Origin of the sequence: Synergistes jonesii, assembly GCF_000712295.1 — a bacterium.
GTDB classification, from domain to species: Bacteria; Synergistota; Synergistia; order Synergistales; family Synergistaceae; genus Synergistes; species Synergistes jonesii.
In genome coordinates, this window is the sequence record NZ_JMKI01000031.1 from 189538 (window position 1) to 207232 (window position 17695).

13 protein-coding genes and 1 riboswitch are annotated in these 17695 nt (G+C 54.9%); of the genes, 10 read left to right on the forward strand and 3 right to left on the reverse strand.

Translation table 11 applies throughout. The features are described 5' to 3' along the window. Nucleotides 1-38 precede the first annotated feature (38 nt). Nucleotides 39-980, reverse strand: coding sequence for an MBL fold metallo-hydrolase (locus EH55_RS07235; RefSeq protein WP_037976165.1), 942 nt, complete (start codon nucleotides 978-980; stop codon nucleotides 39-41). Continuing rightward, nucleotides 977-2806 carry an oligoendopeptidase F gene (gene pepF / locus EH55_RS07240; protein ID WP_051682732.1) on the reverse strand — a complete coding sequence of 610 codons (1830 nt, stop codon included), beginning with the start codon at nucleotides 2804-2806 and terminating at the stop codon, nucleotides 977-979. The genes EH55_RS07235 and pepF overlap by 4 nt, the downstream gene beginning before the upstream one ends. Nucleotides 2807-2945: 139 nt before the next feature. On the opposite strand from pepF, the gene EH55_RS07245 reads away from it, so the two are divergent. Continuing rightward, the gene (locus EH55_RS07245) at nucleotides 2946-4139 is read left to right on the forward strand and encodes a MalY/PatB family protein (protein ID WP_037976168.1); all 1194 of its coding nucleotides are present in this window, start codon (nucleotides 2946-2948) and stop codon (nucleotides 4137-4139) included. Between the two features lie 3 nt (nucleotides 4140-4142). Continuing rightward, nucleotides 4143-4925, forward strand: a complete 783-nt coding sequence (locus EH55_RS07250; RefSeq protein ID WP_081839484.1) for a fumarylacetoacetate hydrolase family protein — start codon at nucleotides 4143-4145, stop codon at nucleotides 4923-4925. A gap of 330 nt (nucleotides 4926-5255) precedes the next feature. Here EH55_RS07250 and EH55_RS07255 read toward each other — a convergent pair whose 3' ends face one another. Then, a complete protein-coding gene (locus EH55_RS07255) occupies nucleotides 5256-5969 on the reverse strand; it encodes a GntR family transcriptional regulator (RefSeq protein ID WP_037976169.1) in 714 nt (237 codons plus the stop codon). Between the two features lie 643 nt (nucleotides 5970-6612). Here EH55_RS07255 and EH55_RS07260 point away from each other — a divergent pair. From EH55_RS07260 to EH55_RS07295, 8 genes are all read left to right on the forward strand, one after another. Continuing rightward, nucleotides 6613-7596: a TRAP transporter substrate-binding protein gene (locus EH55_RS07260; RefSeq protein WP_037976173.1), complete on the forward strand. Its 984-nt coding sequence runs from the start codon at nucleotides 6613-6615 to the stop codon at nucleotides 7594-7596. A gap of 74 nt (nucleotides 7597-7670) precedes the next feature. Continuing rightward, nucleotides 7671-8171 carry a TRAP transporter small permease gene (locus EH55_RS07265; protein WP_051682733.1) on the forward strand — a complete coding sequence of 167 codons (501 nt, stop codon included), beginning with the start codon at nucleotides 7671-7673 and terminating at the stop codon, nucleotides 8169-8171. Then, nucleotides 8162-9433 (forward strand): TRAP transporter large permease, encoded by a 1272-nt coding sequence (locus EH55_RS07270; RefSeq protein ID WP_037976176.1) that lies wholly within the window; start codon nucleotides 8162-8164, stop codon nucleotides 9431-9433. Before EH55_RS07265 ends, EH55_RS07270 begins: the two co-directional genes overlap by 10 nt. Before the next feature lie 7 nt (nucleotides 9434-9440). Then, entirely contained in the window at nucleotides 9441-10697 is a 1257-nt protein-coding gene (locus tag EH55_RS07275) for a lactate racemase domain-containing protein (protein ID WP_037976178.1), read from the forward strand. A gap of 687 nt (nucleotides 10698-11384) precedes the next feature. Beyond that, complete coding sequence (locus tag EH55_RS07280) at nucleotides 11385-12119, forward strand: electron transfer flavoprotein subunit beta/FixA family protein (protein ID WP_236617096.1); 735 nt, start codon at nucleotides 11385-11387, stop codon at nucleotides 12117-12119. Nucleotides 12120-12133: 14 nt separating this feature from the next. Further along, nucleotides 12134-13147, forward strand: a complete 1014-nt coding sequence (locus EH55_RS07285; RefSeq protein WP_037976181.1) for an electron transfer flavoprotein subunit alpha/FixB family protein — start codon at nucleotides 12134-12136, stop codon at nucleotides 13145-13147. Continuing rightward, complete coding sequence (locus EH55_RS07290; protein WP_037976183.1) at nucleotides 13144-14580, forward strand: FAD-binding oxidoreductase; 1437 nt, start codon at nucleotides 13144-13146, stop codon at nucleotides 14578-14580. Before EH55_RS07285 ends, EH55_RS07290 begins: the two co-directional genes overlap by 4 nt. A 293-nt stretch (nucleotides 14581-14873) precedes the next feature. Beyond that, nucleotides 14874-15034, forward strand: a riboswitch (cobalamin riboswitch). A 314-nt stretch (nucleotides 15035-15348) separates the two neighbouring features. After that, nucleotides 15349-17676: a hydratase gene (locus tag EH55_RS07295; RefSeq protein ID WP_037976186.1), complete on the forward strand. Its 2328-nt coding sequence runs from the start codon at nucleotides 15349-15351 to the stop codon at nucleotides 17674-17676. The last annotated feature ends 19 nt before the right edge of the window (nucleotides 17677-17695 follow it).

Genomic DNA, 17695 nt, shown 5'->3' on the forward strand with positions numbered 1-17695 from the left:
GGATAGCACAGCGCGGCGTTTTTGCAAACGGCGCGGGCTCAGCCTTCATCGCGCGCGTGCGCCGTTTTGTACCAGAAGGCGAGCCCCTGCGCGTTTAGCGCGACGTCTAACGGAGCGGAAGCCTCCGGCGTGCCGGCGGGCAACGCCGTCCCGCGCTCAGACGCCATCTCTTCGTAGAGCCGTGAGAGCCCGACGCGGATCTTCCCTTCGTCTCCGCCCGCTGCGATCGCGATATCGACGTATTTTTTTATTCCCTCTTTGAGCAGCGCGGCGTTGCCCTCTATTTCGCCGATCTCGCCGAAATGCGTCAGGAAGACGCGCGCCGGCTGAAGCGACAAGATTCTATCTATCGTGGAGGCCATCGCCTCCGGCGCGAACTGTACCGGCGACGTCGAAGGGAAGGCCCAGCGGCGGCCGCCGCGGTCCTTCATCCAAGGGTAGGAGATGCCGAACGCGTCGCCGGCGAATAAAGCCCGCGCCCCTTCCTCGAAGAATATCATCTGGTGCTCGGCGTGCCCCGGGGCATTGAGGCAGAACAGCGTCATGCCGCCGAAGCTCAGTCTTTCGCCGTCGGCCGGCGTGAGCATGCGTTCCCGCGGCACGGGCACGAGTTCGCCGTAGAGGCGCTCCGTCTCGGCGCCGCCGTATACCGAACGGACGCTCTCCATCAGCTTGGAGGGGTCCGCCATGTGGCGCGCGCCGCGCGGATGTAGCACGAGCCTCGCGTTCGGGAACTCGCGCATGTAGCTGCCGGCGCCGCCGGCGTGGTCGAGGTGTACGTGCGTGACGCATACGAAGTCCACGTCGCCGCGCCCGACTCCGAGACTCTCCATCGCGGCGAGCGTATAGCCGAGCGAAGCGTTGTTGGCCGTCTCGATCAGCGCCGCCCTGCCCTGCGACAGCAGCAGGCAGACCGAGTCGACTCCGTCGCCCTCGTAATGCGCGTCGATGCAGTATATGCCGCCTCCGCAGTCCGTCATATCAGCGCCTCCATTTCGTCGAGCGTCTCCTCAAATTCCCTGACGACGGCTTCTACCGGCGCCGGCGTGCTCATGTCGACGCCGGCGCCCTTCAGCAGCTCTATCGGATGATCCGAGCCGCCCTTCGTCAGGAACGAGAGATACTTCTTCGCCGCCGGTTCCCCCCTTTCGAGTATTCCGCGCGCGAGCGCGGTAGCGGCGGAAAATCCGGTCGAATACTGGTATACGTAGAAGGGCGTGTAAAAGTGCGGGATCCTCGCCCACTCCATCTTCAGCTGTTCGTTTATCACGACGCCGCCGCCGTAATACTTCCTGTTCAGCGCATACCACAGCTCCTTCAACCCCTCCGGCGTCGTGTCCCCTCCCTTGGCCGCGCGCTCGTGCGCCTCGCGTTCGAAGGCCGCGAACATCGTCTGGCGGTAGACGGTCGTCCTTATGTTTTCCAGCCTGCGGTTCAGAAGGTAGAGGCGGCGGCGCCTTTCCTTCGTCTCGGCGAGCAGCCCGGAGAGGAATAGCACTTCGTTCGTCGTAGAGGCGACCTCGGCTGTGAAGATGCAGTAGCCGGCGGTCGCGTAGGGCTGGCTCTTATGCGAGTAGTAGCTGTGCATCGAGTGTCCCATCTCGTGGACGAGCGTCATCACATCGTTTAAATTGTTCGTATAGTTCATGAAAATATAGGGATGCGTGGCGTAGCTCCCCCACGAATAGGCGCCGCTGCGCTTGCCCCTGTTCGGGAAGACGTCGACCCAGCCCTCTGCGAGCCCTCTGCGCGTCTGAGCGACATACTCTTCGCCGAGCGGTGCGAGGAAGCGGAACATCATCTTTTTAGCGTCGCTCCACGCTATATCCTTGAAGGGGTCGGCGACTAAAGGCACGTAGAGGTCGAACATCTGAAGCTCCCTGACGCGCAGCGCCCGCCTGCGGAGCTCCATGTAGCGGTACATCGGCGCGAGATTTTTTTCTATCGTATCGATGAGATTGTCGTAGACGGAGAGCGGGATGTCGTCCGCGTCGAGCGCCTCGGCCAGGGGCGATGCGTATTTGCGGCACGCGGCGTAGAACTTCGCGCCTTTAAGCATCCCGTCGAAGGTCGCGCCGAGGGTGTTCTTCATCGCGCAAAAGGGAGAATAGAGCGACTCGAAGGCCGCTTTGCGCACGGCGCGCCTGCGCGAGCGCAGATACGCCACCGCGCGCTCTTCGGACATCTCGACCCTTTTGCCCTTTTCATCCTTTATCGCCGGGAAGGCCATGTCGGCGTTCGTAAGCATGGAGAAAGCGTTCTCCGCGGCGCCCGCCATGTCGCCGGCGCGCGCGATTATCATCTCCTCCGCTTCGGAGAGGACGTGCTCGCGCCTGCGGAGCAGCTCGCGCAGCCCGAAGGAGTATTCCGAAAGCTCCGGGGCCTTTGAGAATTCTTCGAGCCTTTCCTTAGGCATCGAAAGAAGCTCGGGCGTGACGTAGCTCGACGCGGCCGCGAACTCGACGGAGAGCGCCGATATTCTGTTCGCGGGCCCCTGGCGCTTAGAGTCGGCGGTGTCCTCGTGGCTCCTCATGTTCGCGTAGACGAAGAGCTTCTCCAGCGTTATAGAAAGCTCGTCGCGCAGCTTGAACAATTCCTTCACGCGCGCCGTAGAGCGCGCGAGCGTACCGCGGAACTCCGCCAGCTCAGGCAGGCGCGCCTTGAGCGCGGAAAATTCCTCCTCCCACTTCTCCTGAGTCGGGTAAATATCCTCTAAGCGCCATTTATATTCTTCGGGGATCCCCGCGCGCTCCGGCAGGGCAGCGCTCTTTCCCAGTCCAAGCTCTTTTTTGTTTTCTTTATCCAAAATTTTTCCTCCCGACGGCTGATTTATTTGATTTTATTGCCCTATTCTACATCAATTCGCACTTGCATATACAGATTTAAAAGTGCAAAATAATATTGTACGAATGCAGGGCCGCGCTCCGCGGCATCGGAGGTTTGCTATGATTTACGATTTTGATTCTTATTTTGACAGAAGGAACACGAACTGCGAGAAGTGGGACGATCTTAAGTCTACATTCGGGCGCGACGACATTTTAGCGATGTGGGTGGCCGACATGGATTTCCCGGCGCCCCAGCCGGTGCTGGACGCTATATGCGCCAAGGCGCGCGAGGGCGCGCTCGGCTATCCGAATATCCCTGATTCGCTGCGCGATGCGGTGCGCGGCTGGGAGCGCGAGCGTTACGGCTGGGATTTCCCGCGCGAAGCCGTCTGCTGGGCGCAGGGGGTGGTCGCGGGTCTTTCGTTCGCGACGGAGGCCTTTACAAAGCCGGGCGACGGGATGATCATCCAGACGCCCGTCTATCCTCCCTTCTACAGGACGGTGCGCGAAGCGGGGCGCAACATCGTCAAAAATCCGCTGAAATACCGAAACGGTCGCTATGTTATGGATTTCGAAGGGCTCGAAGCGCTCGTCTCCCCGACGTGCCGCGTTCTGATACTCTGCAGCCCGCATAACCCCGTGGCGCGCGTATGGACGAGGGAAGAGCTTGAAAGACTGGCCGATATAGCGAAGCGCAAAAACATGATAATCGTCTCCGACGAGATTCATCAGGACCTCGTCTACAGCGACGCGAAACACACCTGCCTGGCCTCGCTGCCAGGCATGGAGGAGCGCACCGTCACCTTCGTCGCCCCGAGCAAGACCTTCAACATCGCCGGCATGAAGGCCTCCGCGGCGATAATCCCGGACGAATACCTGCGCGGCCGCTATGTCTCCGTGCTCGAAAGATTCCATTTGAATTCGCTGAATATCCTCGGCATCGCGGCGATGGAAGCGGCGTACAGCAAATGCGGTGGCTGGTACGAGGAGCTCGTCGCCTATCTCGAGGGCAACCGCGACTTCGCGGAAAAATTCGTCAAAGAGAAAATGCCTAAAGCCCATATGGATCATCCGGAAGGTACCTACATCTTCTGGATAGACTTCCGCGGCTACGGCTTCGACGACAGATCGCTGACGGATTTCCTCGTCAACGACGCGAAGGTCGCGCTCGACCCCGGCTCGTGGTTCGGCGAAGAAGGGAACGGCTTCGCGCGCATAAACGTCGGTACGCGACGCGCGCTGCTCGCCGAGGGGCTCGAACGTATCGCGGCCGCATTGGAAAAAAGAGAAAATAAAAAGAAAAAGGGGAAATAAAACGTGGCGAAAAAAGAAACTCCGATGCGCTACTGCCGATTCATGGCTGACGGGCGGGCCTACAGCGGCATTCTGCGCGGAAACTCCGTGGATATAGTGGAGGGCGAGCCCTTCTCGGGAATCACGTCGATGATACGACTCAGCTTCCCGATCGACCGCGTGAAATTCCTGCCGCCTTTCGCACCAAAAAAACTTTGGTGCGTCGGCCGCAACTACGTCGGGCACGTGAAAGAGCTCAACCATGACGTACCGGAAGAGCCGCTGATTTTCCTGAAGGCCACCTCGGCGGTCACCGGCACCAACGACTTCATCAGGATACCTTCGTGGGCCGGAGCGATTCACTACGAAGGAGAGCTCGCGGTCATAATAGGAAAGGGAGGCAGAAACATTTCCGAAGAGGACGCCTACGACCACGTGCTCGGCTACACGATAATGAACGACGTCACCGCTCGCGCGATGCAGGGCAAAGACGGACAGTGGACGCGCTCCAAGAGCTTCGACACATTCGCGCCGCTCGGCCCGGCGATACTGATCGCGAAACGGTTGCCGAAAGAGACGCGCGTCGTTACGCGCCTGAACGGGCGTGTCGTGCAGGACGGCGCTATAGAGCAGATGATATTCCCCATCCCGCGCCTTATCTCCCACATCAGCCGCTTCGCGACGCTCGAAGAGGGCGACGTTATCTCCACGGGCACGCCGCAGGGCGTCGGGGAGATTCGCGTCGGAGACCTGATCGAGGTCGAGATCGAGCCGATAGGAACGCTGAAAAACATCTGTGCGGAATAACGCCTCAAAGACTTTATACTACATCAACTATACAAGAGCAACGAAAAGGTGTATCCGATAGTCATGACAGTATATTCTAAAGGGCTTGGAGAACGCGCTGTAAAATACATACTTGACGGACGCTCCTTGTATAATTGACGAAGTAGATCACACGGATTTGTCCGCGGCTGACGCCGCTCACGAAAAAAAAGGCGAAGGGCGTTGCTCTTGAGCAAATCCGCGTGACGAAAACATAAAAAACAAACGAGGCGCTCATTTTTCGTCCTACGTTATCGCATACAAGTCGAATGACTATAAAGGCGGCGGACCTTTAGGACCGCCGCCTCTTCGCTATTTCGCCTTCGCCGCGCGCCTTTTGTTTCGCCGCTTTTGCCGAGGAAGAGCTTCGGCGACGCTTTCGCGCCGCTCCTCTCTGCGTTTGACGCTCTCTAAGATGCGCCTTTCGACGTTGTCGAGATGAGCCTTCATCGCGGCCGCAGCGCTGTCAGGCATTTTGAGCTTTATCGCTTGCAGTATGCCGCGGTGCTCCTTGAGCGCCTCGCTGATAACGTCGCCGAGCGTGTCGCTCAGCGCGAGGAAGAGCGACACCTTGTAGCCGAGCTGCCCGATAAAATCGTAAAAGACGCCGTTGCCGGACATCTGCCCGAGATAATTATGGAACATCCTGTCGATCGACGAGACGAGGACGCTGTCGTGCATCTTCATGGCCTCTTCCTCGTCCCATATGAAATGCTCGAGGCGTTCCATGTCTTCGGGAGCAGCGCGCAGCGCGGCCTTCTGGACCGAAGCGATCTCGACGAGCTTTCTCGCTTCGAGCGTGTCGATCAGTTCGCTTTCGGATATCTGCGGTATGCGAAGCGTCCTGTCCCTGCCCTTTACAAGGTAGCCCTCGGCCGTCAGCTGCGTGAGCGCCTTTCTCAGCGGAGTCCTGCTGACCCGCAGCTCTTCGGAAAGATATTCCTCCCTAAGCGCCGTGCCGGGTGGAAGTTCCCCGCGCAGTATCCTGTTTCTCAGCGTGTAATAAATGTCATCGGCTAAACTCATGCAATTATTATACAATACTAAGCCGGGTAAAAATCGTGCTAAAAAATTTTATCTTCCGTATATGGAGAAGCTCAAGGCTTGCCTGCTCGGCCCTAACATAAATACAAAAATTTCTGCACCGGATTTTTTAGCGTTCAAACGACCCGCTTAGGGCAAGGCCAAGCGGATCGGCAATGTTCCCGCCCCTCTTCCGAATCATCGTCACCCTTTCGGGATACATTGTTACCTCATCCTAATTTGGGATTTGTTTGAGTAAGACAGCCCCTTTCATTTCCCGCAGATATATTAAAAAAATATATTTATTATATGCTTAATGATTTTATATACGTTTATAAATAAAAATCATCGAGATATTATTGCAAAAATAGTTAGTGTTTGTATCCAATAAAAATAGTGGCTAAAAATCGCATATTTACCAATATATTTCAGGTAATTTTGCAAGAAATATTTTATATTATCAGTATCCAATAGTATTGATTTTTGGAACAGGATATGATATTATGCGTTTGCAATGAAGTTTTAGATAATGAGAATGTCTTTGAATAATTTATTTTTGGATACAGTGATAGAAGTTTCCTGTCGTTGATTTTTTGTATCTTGCATAGCACCATACAAAAAATAATAATTAAAGGAGGAACTTTTTATGAAGAAATTTCTGGCCCTTGTTCTAATCGCGGCGGCGGTCGCTTTTTTGCCTTCGCACGCGTCGGCTGTGACGAAGATGAAGCTTGCCTACGTCGTCCCTGAAGCGCAGTCGACCCACGTGGCGGCAGCCAAGTTCTTCAAGCCGTATGTCGAGCAGCACACGGACGGCGAAATAATCGTCGAGTTATATCCCAACGGACAGCTCGGCGGCGACAGGCAGGTCATCGAAGCGGTCGGCCTGGGAACTATTCACATGACCATACCGGCGGTGGCCGTGCTCTCCGGCTTCGATCCGCATTTTCAGGTCTTCGACCTGCCGTTTCTTTTCAAAAGCAGGCAGGAAGCTTACGACGCCCTCGATGGAGAGTTGGGGACGAAGCTGAACGAACTCCTGCCGCCCTTGGGCATTAAAAATCTTGCCTACGCTGAAAACGGCTTCCGCATGATAACGAACAACAGGGGGCCCGTCACTAAACCGGCCGATCTAAAGGGGCTGAAGATCCGCACGATGGAGAACCCTATCCATATGGCCACCTTCAGAGCGTTGGGGGCGAACCCGACGCCGATGAGCTTCGGCGAGCTATATACTGCCTTGCAGCAAAAAACGGTGGATGCCGAGGAAAATCCGATACCTCTCATCTATACGTCAAAATTTTACGAGGTGCAGAAGTACTGTTCGCTCTCGGGGCACGTCTACGCGGCGACGGCGCTGCTCGTGAACGACGACTGGTTCAATAGCCTCCCCGAAAAACACCAGAAGGTGTTGCAGGATGCGGCGAAAATTTACCGGACCGAACAGCGCAAGATATCCGCACAGCAGGATAAGGAGATGATCGAGTCGCTGAAGAAAAACGGTATGATAGTAAACGAGATCACCCCAAGCGAGAAAAAGGCCTTCTCCGCGGCCACAGCGGTGGTATATAAAGAATTTGCCGACATGGTCAAAGGCGGCCAGGAGCTTATTGACCTGGCAAAAAAATAAACGAACGCCGGAACGTACGGGAAAAGCGCTGCGAGATTGCTTTTCCCGTACGTTGGGTTTTGGAGGTGCAATCGGTGCTGAAAAAGCTGTGGGACAATTTGGAGGAGTATATTCTTGTTTACAGCATGATGTTCTCCGTGGCTCTCGTATTTATTCAGGTGATAATGCGTTACGTTTTCAGCAACTCTCTCTCGTGGAGCGAGGAGCTGGCGCGTTATCTTTTCCTATGGCAGATATGGCTGGGCGCCAGCTATGCGGTGAAGGAACACAGGCATCTGCGCATCGAAGTAGTGCAGGATCTGATAAAGACGAGAAAAGGGAAGGTGTGCTTCGAGCTCTTCGCCATGCTACTGTGGCTGGGATTCAGCCTCTTTATGGTCTATGAAGGGGGCACTTTGACGAAGCTGCTCTTACAGCGCGGACAGGTTTCTCCCGCTATGCGTATTCCCATGGCCTACGCGTATGCCTCGGTGCCGGTGGGCTGTGCGCTTATGTCCGCCCGCCTCTGCGCAGAGATAGCGAAGAATATCCGTAGTGTGTTCGGCGAAAACGGAGGCGCCTCCAGATGGAGATAGCGGTACTTTTTGGCAGCATGACACTTTTGCTGGCCCTTTCCCTCCCCATTGGCATCTCTTTGGGTATGGCCACGGCCATCACTTTGGCATATACGAATTCCGTGCCGCTCATTATGATAGCGCAAAACGCCTTTGCCGCTCTGGATTCCTTCCCGCTGCTCGCCATCCCGTTTTTCATGCTCGCCGGTGCACTGATGAGCTACGGCGGGATATCTAAAAGGCTTGTCGCTCTTGCAGAAGCAATGGTAGGCGCAGTGCTCGGCGGACTGGCGATGGTCACTGTCACGGCCTGCATGTTCTTTGCGGCGATATCCGGCTCGGGACCGGCCACCGTTTCTGCGATAGGGTCGTTTATGATTCCCGCCATGAGGGCAAAGATGTACGACGACGATTTCGCGGCCGCTTTGACCGCCGCGGCGGGCTCTATCGGCGTCGTGATACCGCCTTCCATACCTTTTGTAATCTATGGGGTCATTTCGGGGGCGTCCGTAGGGGAGCTTTTTATTGCGGGTATTCTGCCCGGCATAATAATAGGTTTCTCACTGATGGCGGTTTCATATCGCGTCGCAAAAAAACGGCGCTACCCGATCTCACAGAACAGGATTCCGCTGGGGCGGGCCTTTAAAGAAGCCTTCTGGGCCCTGCTCGTACCGCTCATCATTCTTGGTGGAATATACGGCGGCATTTTTACGCCGACGGAGGCCGCCGTCGTGGCTTCGGTATACGCGCTAATAATAGGCAAGTTCATATACGGGGACCTTGATTTTAAAACGACTTACGACGCCTTTAAGGATGCGGTGCTGGTAAACGGCGCGACGACATTTATGATAGGCCTCTCCATGTCCTTCGCGGCGTTTCTGGCGATGGAGCAGGTGCCCGCAAAAATATGCGACTGGATGTTGTCTCTGTCTTCAAGCCCTGTCGTGATACTGCTCGTTATAAACATACTGCTGCTGATTGTCGGCTGTTTTGTGGACAACATATCGTCGATGATAATTTTGACGCCGATTCTGCTGCCGATAGTGACAAAGATCGGCGTTGATCCCGTGCATTTCGGGTTGGTGATGACGGTCGCCCTCGCTACTGGCTTCGTAACGCCTCCTTACGGTGCGAACCTATTTGTGGCGTCTGCCGTGTCGGGCGTGAGCATGGTCAGGCTTTCGAAGGCCGTAATGCAGATGATCGCAGCGATGGTGCTCTGCCTGTTGCTGTTCACCTATGTGCCCTACATAAGCATGGCGTTGGTGTGGGCGCTGAGGTGATACACGGGTGAGAGGCGTCGGCAATAAGCGGCGGATATTGATTGCAGGCGCCGGGGGAGCTCTTGACGGGGCAAATATACCCGGGAGCGTACGTGTGGCTATTGCTGAACCACAGTCCTTCGTGCCGGTCGCCGACGTAAGGGCCCTGACGCTGCAAAGGCTGAAAGGCTGCGCCGCTGCAATTCCGGCTCGCACGGCCGAAGGCGGAGTCCTTATCCTCTGCGACGATATCACCCGCCCGACCCCGACGTCGGAGATAATCCCTGTACTCTCCGATTTCCTGCAGGAGATAGGCGTTGCCAAAGATAGACAGTTAGTCCTGTTCGCCACCGGTACCCACAAGGCAATGAACGATAAAGAGGCGAAAAAAAAGATAGGGGAAGCATATGGATGGATAAAATGGTTAAGTCACAGCCGCGATACTGAGCTTTTGAGAGTGGGATTTACAGACGGCGGAATACCGGTGGACGTAAACCCGCTCGTCAAAGAATATGCGTACGTCATAGGCGTTGGCGCTGTTTTCCCACACCGTTACTGTGGATGGTCCGGCGGCGGGAAAATCGTCCTCCCCGGCGTCAGCGGAGCGAGGTCGGTTTCAGCAACGCACTGGATGCCGTACCATGATGCCTCGATAACGCTTGGGAGCAGGGATAACCTGGCCATGAGAGAGATAGCTTCCGCAGCCAGGATATCTGGTCTTTCATTTCTTATCCAGGTGGTCTGTACAGGGGACGGACGGGTAAAAGACATCGTGACCGGCCTGCCGGATGCCGCTCACAGACAGGCGATTGAGATCGCGTCGCAGTGTATGACTGTCTCTGTCCCGGAATCAGATATAGTTGTCGCTGAAGCATGGCCCGAAGACGCAGACCTATGGCAGGCCGGAAAGGCCCTGTACGCCGCGGAAAACATAGTCAGGGAGGGAGGCGAGATAATATTGGCCGCCGCTCTGCCTGAGGGGTTAGGGCCGCACCGCCTCTACGCCGAACTGATGAACAGCGATCCCTCGGAGATACTTTCTCATCGAAGCGGCGGTGAAAGCGCCTCAGTAGCCGCGGCGGCGGCCTTCATAACGGCGCGGGTCAGGGAAAAAGCGAAAATTACGATAGTTACTAATTCGCCTCATTCTATCGACATAACAAATACGACGGGCGTCAGAACATATGAAACGTTGCAGGAGGCCATGGACGGGGCCGTTTCGTGCAAGGCCGGGACCGTCGCGGTTTTGCGCCAGGCGCCTTTGATGTTGCCGGTAAGGAAGTAATGGCCCGGCGGTCGCGCGGATGACGAAGAATTTGGCGAATACAGTATATTTTGCCTTGGAACACGAAATGTTTCTGGATGAGCTTATATCCCGTTTCCCTCTGAGACAAGAATGTCTGCTGGAATCCCAGAGTAATCCTGACGTCTTTGCGCAAGGCTGCTGACGTTGCTTTTTGCGGGAGGGCTCCTCGCAAATGGAAAGGGTGCGGCGCTGCGTTTATCATATATCTCTGCATAGATAATAAGCATCGGCATCGCGCCGGCATTTTCTCCGCCGTCTTTTCGCTGGATTAATTTCGCCCGCATGGCACAGATGTTGCTGTATGAAGGCAAGACTGGAATTTTCTTAAATGACAAAAACTTTAGCGGTTGTGTCCAAAAATGATTATTTAGATATATTATCTTTATTTAAGGTTTTATTACTAATACAAAAATTAATATAATTGGATACTGATAATCTAAAATATTTTATCCAAAATTATACGGAATTTATTGGCAAATATGCGATTTTAAGTTATTATTTTTTTGGATACAAATAATAGAGTTTTTTTGTAAAAACATCTTAATAGTTTTTATTTATAAACATATATAAATTTATTGAGTTTATAATTAAATATTTTTAATAGAGGTGATGAAGGTGAAAACGGCAGTTTTAATCAAACAAGTCCCGGATTCGGACGAGGTTAAAATGGACCCAGAAAAGGGGACTATGATCCGTGATGGGGCTGGCAATATAGTAAACCCGCTCGACCTCAACGCTCTTGAGGCCGCGCTGTCTCTGCGCGGCGAACATGGCGGATCCGTGACGGCCGTTTCGATGGGTCCACCGCAGGCTGATATTGCGCTTCGTGAGGTTCTTGCGCTCGGCGCGGACGAAGCATACCTCCTTTCCGACCGTTTCTTCGCCGGCGCCGACAGCTGGGGCACCTCGCTTACCCTGGCAATGGCGCTTGGCAGGTTAGGCCCGTTTGACCTCGTCCTTGCCGGCGGGAAGGCCACCGACGGAGAGACCGGACAGGTCGGTCCGGAAGTTGCGGCTATTATGGGGCTGCCCTGTTCGACCTATGTCAGTTCGCTGTCATGTGACGGAAAATATGCGTTTGTTAGGCGCACGGTCGAAGATGGGATCGAAACGCAAAAAATCAAACTTCCCTGTCTTATTACAGTACTCAACGATATGAACGAACCGGCAATGCCGACCCTGCGCGGCAAGAAAAAAGCGAGGCGTGCCGCCATAGGAGTCTTCGGCGCCGCCGAGCTGGGGCTTGCGAAGGAAGATGTCGGACTCGCCGGTTCTCCGACAAGAGTGGTCAGGATAAATCATCCAAAGATAGCTCGCCGTACGGAATTTTACCGCGGCAGAGAGCTGGACGCGGGCTTTGAACGCGTAGTCGAAGTGCTGCGCGAGCTCGCTTTGCTTTAGGAGGGGGTTGCAGCATGCGCAGAGGTTCGGTAAGTGTCGGCGGTGTGATGGTATGCGGTGAGGTGCGCCGCGGAAGGATACATTCGGTTACGATGGAATTGGCAGGAAAGGGCAGGGAACTTGCGGATAAGAAAGATACACAGGTATCTTGCCTGCTTTTTTTTAACGAGCTGCTCGACGATCCGGCCGACCTTTTTTACTACGGCGTCAACCGTGTGCTGGCGGTGCGTCATGAATCGCTGAAGTACTTCAACCAGGAGATCGCCGCCAAGCTGCTGGCGCATATTGTCGGGATATATCTTCCTGAGATAGTGCTGGCTCCCGCCACTACGGCGGGACGTACTTACCTGCCGGCGGCCGCGGCTATGCTCCATACCGGGTTGACCGCGGACTGTACCGGACTGGATATAGACGAAGAGAGCGGCCTTTTGCTGCAGACAAGGCCGGCGATAGGCGGCAATGTAATGGCGACGATAAAGACGCCCGACTATGTGCCGCAGATGTCGACTGTTCGGCCTAAGACATTCAGAATCCCTCCGCGAATGGAACGCGGCGGCGAGATAGTATATCCCGAAGTGCCGACCGATATTTTCGAAAGCCGAATAGAAGTGATGTCGGTGGAATACAGCGACGACGGCGATAGCAACATACAGGATAAAGATGTCATTATATCGGGGGGCAAGGGACTCAAACGTGCGGAAAATTTCGCTATTGTACGCAGGCTGGCCGAGCTGCTTGACGGCGGGGTCGGCGCGTCCAGGCCGACGGTGGAGGCCAAATGGATAGGCTATCCGCACCAGGTCGGACTCTCGGGCAAGATAGTCTCGCCCAAATTCTACCTGGCCGCGGGCATCTCCGGCGCCGTTCAGCACCTTGCCGGTATGCAGACGGCGCAGAAGATCGTAGCCATAAACAAGGATCCAGACGCCCCGATATTCCGGGTTGCGGACATAGCTCTCTGCGGCGATGCGGCAGATATTTTACCGCGCCTTACGAAGCGCATAACGGAGGAGATGGGACAGCGATGAAAGCGAATTTTTCTTATTCCCAGGTCACTGAAAAGACGATCGAAGACCTGATCTCCGTATTTGGCGGCTCCGGTGTCTCAGTAGATAAAGAAAAGGTGGCGGCATATTCCAAAGACGAAGTCGCCGTGCATTTGTGGGACAAAAATTACGAAGCGGAAGTCGTCTGTTTCGCCGAGAACGCCGAGCAAATATCGGCACTGATGAAATATGCGAACCGACACCGCATCCCCGTGACGCCACGCGGCGCCGGCACAGGACTTTCAGGCGGCGCCGTCCCGGCGTATCGTGGAATAGAACTCTCGCTGGAACGGATGAACAGAATACTCGAATTAGACGCGGCGAACCTCACGATGACCGTCGAACCCGGCGTCGTCACCGCAGAGATAAACAAGACGGCAGCCGCCGCCAACCTGATGTATGCTGGCGACCCGTGCAGCGGAGACGCTTCCTTTATCGGCGGCAATGTCGCGGAAAACGCTGGCGGCAACAAGGTTGTGAAATACGGCGCTACCGGCAACCACGTCTTAGGCATGGAAGTGGTGCTGCCCGACGGCTCTATTTCCTGGTTCGGCGGCAAAAGACGCAAAGACGTTACCGGCTATGACTTCGTCCATCTCATGACAGGCTCGGAAGGTACTCTTGGGATCATCACTAAAATAATACTACGCCTGCTGCCGAGTTATTCATTCGCAGCGGACCTGCTTGTTCCCTTCGATAGCGTGAAAAGGGCTATCGACGCAGTGCCTGCCGTGATAACGAAGGGGAAGACGATTCCATGTTCCATTGAATTTATGGACAAGTGCTCCATGATGCTGACGGAACAATACCTCAGGACGAAATTTCCATTTTCTCACGAAGCGGAGGCCCACCTTATTTTGCAGTTCGAAGGCAACGACCGTGAATCTTTAGCTGACGAGATAGAGAAAATAGGCGATATCTGCATGGAAGAAGGAGCCCTGGAAGTCTTTGTCGCCGACAATAGGACGACGAGGGATAAGCTGTGGAAGGGGCGCAAAAGCGCCGCCGAGGCTGTGTGGTCGTATGCTCCGACACAGATCGCAAACGAAGATATAGTGATACCGGCGAGCGAGATCGCCGTTTTTATGGAAGGGCTGGAGAAAATCAGCCGTGCCGACAGCGTAAAGTATGCCGCTTACGGTCATGTCGGAGACGGGAACATGCACGTAACTCTCTACGTTGAAGAGGAAAATAAAAACTGGCGCGAGATCATCGAGAAGGCACGCCGAGATATGTACGACATGGTCAAAAGGCTGGGAGGCACTCTGACTGGCGAGCACGGAGTCGGCCTCAAGCGTCTTATGTACGCGCCGCAGTTCCTTGACGCGGCGCAGGTCGAGCTGATCCGCCGGGTGAAGCTCGCGTTCGATCCAAACAACATACTCAATCCGGGCAAGATAGTACCCTGGACTTAGCCTCCTGTACTGAGAAACGTTCCCAAGGGCGTGTAAAAACGTCGAAACGCCGGTGTCAGCGAAAGAGTGGCTTCGGCGCTTTTTATTTTCCCTTTTCACAGCCTAAGCGTGCTTTTTCTTATCATTTGCGGCCAGTTGACGTTTTATGCTAATGTTTTATATAAAAATATATAATTTTCAGAATGAAACAATAATTTATCATACTGTAATCCTCTTGTTATCAAAAAAAGAAATTTTGCTCGAATTTTAATAAAAAGCTTGACATTTATAAAATAAGAGGATATATTCGATTTAATAGAACAAGCGGCGCGAAAGCAAGGGAATTTGGTTAAAAACCAAAGCGGCCCCGCCACTGTAGCCACGACGAAATCGCGATATCACTGGACGGCCTCTGGGAAGATGCGATAGTAGGATGAATGGGAGCCAGGAGACCTGTTCGCGCTGCCGGGGGAATAGATCTGCGCGGGCGGATTATGTTTCGTGTATCATCGTCTTAGAATGTGCGGTGAACGTTGTTGCTGTCTGCGCGGAATCTTGGTTTATGCAGGCGGCTTTTTTATTCCCAGCCCCTGCGGCAGATGGCGTATTATATCTTGACAATAAAATGATTTTACTAATAAATGTTAAGATGTTATATTTACTTTAGTACATTTAATGAAGCAGGGAGGCGGGAAAAAGATTCATCTCAGTGTGCGTCGTTTAAAACGTTGGTTAGGCGTCATGCGGATAGCATGACTAATGCTGAAAATATGAGGGAGGATGAATGATTTGATTAAATTGTTCGGGAAAGGCGCCTGGCTTTTAAAGGGAGCGGTTCTGGTGGAGGACGCCGATAAGAAGAGCGTTCCGCAGCTCAGCGAAGAGCTTCGCGCCGCGGGGCTTGAGCTGCCGGAGAAGCCGTCCTTCGATAAGAAGAGCGCCGCGCGCGGAACGATAGCGGCCAAGATCATCGCGGAACACAACGCCTCCGGCACAGAGGATGATTACAGGCTTCGTTTCGACAGCCTTGCGTCGCACGATATCACCTACGTCGGCATAATACAGACGGCGCTTGCAAGCGGCATGAAAAAATTTCCCGTGCCGTACGTCATGACGAACTGTCATAATTCGCTATGCGCAGTCGGAGGGACGATCAACGAGGACGATCATCTTTTCGGGCTCTCCGCCGCGAAAAAGTTCGGTGGGGAATTCGTGCCGGCGCATCTTGCCGTCATCCATTCATATGTCAGAGAGATGATGTCGGGCTGCGGCAGGATGATTCTCGGCTCTGACAGCCATACCCGCTACGGCGCGCTTGGAACGATGGGCGTAGGGGAAGGCGGCCCGGAGCTTGTAAAGCAGCTTGTGGGGCGCACCTATGATTTGCCGCGCGCCGACGTCGCCGCGGTTTATCTTACAGGCGCGCCGAAACCGGGCGTCGGACCTCAGGATGTGGCGCTGGCGATAATAGGCGCGGTTTTCAAAAACGGTTTTGTGAAGAACAAGGTCATGGAGTTCGTCGGCCCGGGTGTTTCAAAGCTTCCCGTCGATTTCCGCTGCGGCGTCGACGTGATGACGACGGAGACGGCCTGCTGGAGTTCCGTGTGGCGCACGGATGAAAAGGTAGAGGAGTATTTCAACATACACGGCCGTCCGGACGCCTATAAGAGGCTCGATCCCGACGACGCAGCGTGGTATGACGCGGCTATTGTGGTGGAGCTCGACAAGATCAAGCCGATGGTAGCGCTTCCCTTCCATCCGAGCTGCGTCTACACGATAGACGAGCTCAGCGCGAATCCGCATGAGATATTGAAAAAGGTAGAGGAAGACGCGCGCCGTAAGCTGGAGAATCCGGAGCTTGACCTCGGCCTCACGGAAAAGATAGACGAGAACGGAAAGATTCACGTGGACCAGGGGATAATAGCCGGCTGCTCCGGCGGCACCTTCGACAATGTCGTCGCGGCGGCTCAGATCATGAAAGGGCGCAGCACGGGCAGCGGCGAGTTCGCGCTGAGCATCTATCCCGGAAGCCAGCCGGCCATGCTGGCGCTTACCAACAACGGCTCGATAGCCGACCTTATCGAGGCCGGCGCGGTAGTGAAGACCGCTTTCTGCGGTCCCTGCTTCGGCGCAGGGGACACGCCGGCGAACCGCGGCTTTTCCATCCGCCACACGACGAGGAATTTCCCGAACCGCGAAGGCTCCAAGCCGGGGGAGGGGCAGATATCGTCCGTAGCTCTGATGGACGCGCGCTCTATAGCCGCGACCGCGGCAAACGGCGGCGTGCTGACGTCGGCCGAGCGTTACGGGGAGCTCCTTCATGAGATGCCTTACAGCTTCTGCGGCGATATATATAAGAAGAAGGTCTTCCATGGCTACGGCAAGGGCGACGACGATGTTGAGCTGATATACGGGCCGAACATCAAGCCGTGGCCGAAGGTCTGGCCGCTTGCGGAGAATCTGCTTCTTATGATGGCGTCAGTGATAACGGACCCGGTAACGACTACGGACGAGCTGATACCGTCAGGAGAGACGTCTTCGCTGCGCTCAAATCCGATAAAGCTGGCGCAGTTCGCGCTTTCGCGTAAGGATCCGCTTTACGTGAAGCGCGCCAAAGAAGCCGAGCAGCTCGATATCGCGCGCAGGGAAGCGGTTGAAAAGGGAAAGCCCCTGCCCTGCGAAGTTAAGAAGCTCTTCGAGATTGCCGGCGTTTCCGGCGCGGCCGGGGAGACGATGATAGGCAGCCTGATATTCGCGGTCAAACCCGGCGACGGCTCGGCGCGCGAACAGGCGGCATCTTCTCAGAAGGTGCTCGGCGGGCAGGCGAATATCGCCGAGGAGTACGCGACGAAGCGCTACCGCAGCAACCTTATCAACTGGGGCATGATACCGTTCATCGCGGACAAAGGCGACAGGGATAAATTCGAGACGGAACAGTGGGTATTCATACCGGGGATCCGCAAAGCCGTCGCAGGCGGCGAAGATAAAGTCGAGGCGCAGCTGATCGGCAAAGACGGCGCGAAGAAAAAGATAACGCTCGCGATGCCGGGGCTCAGCGAGGACGACCGTGCGGTGATTCTTGCAGGCTGCCTGATGAATCACTACGCGAACGAATAAAAATCGGAAAACAAAAACA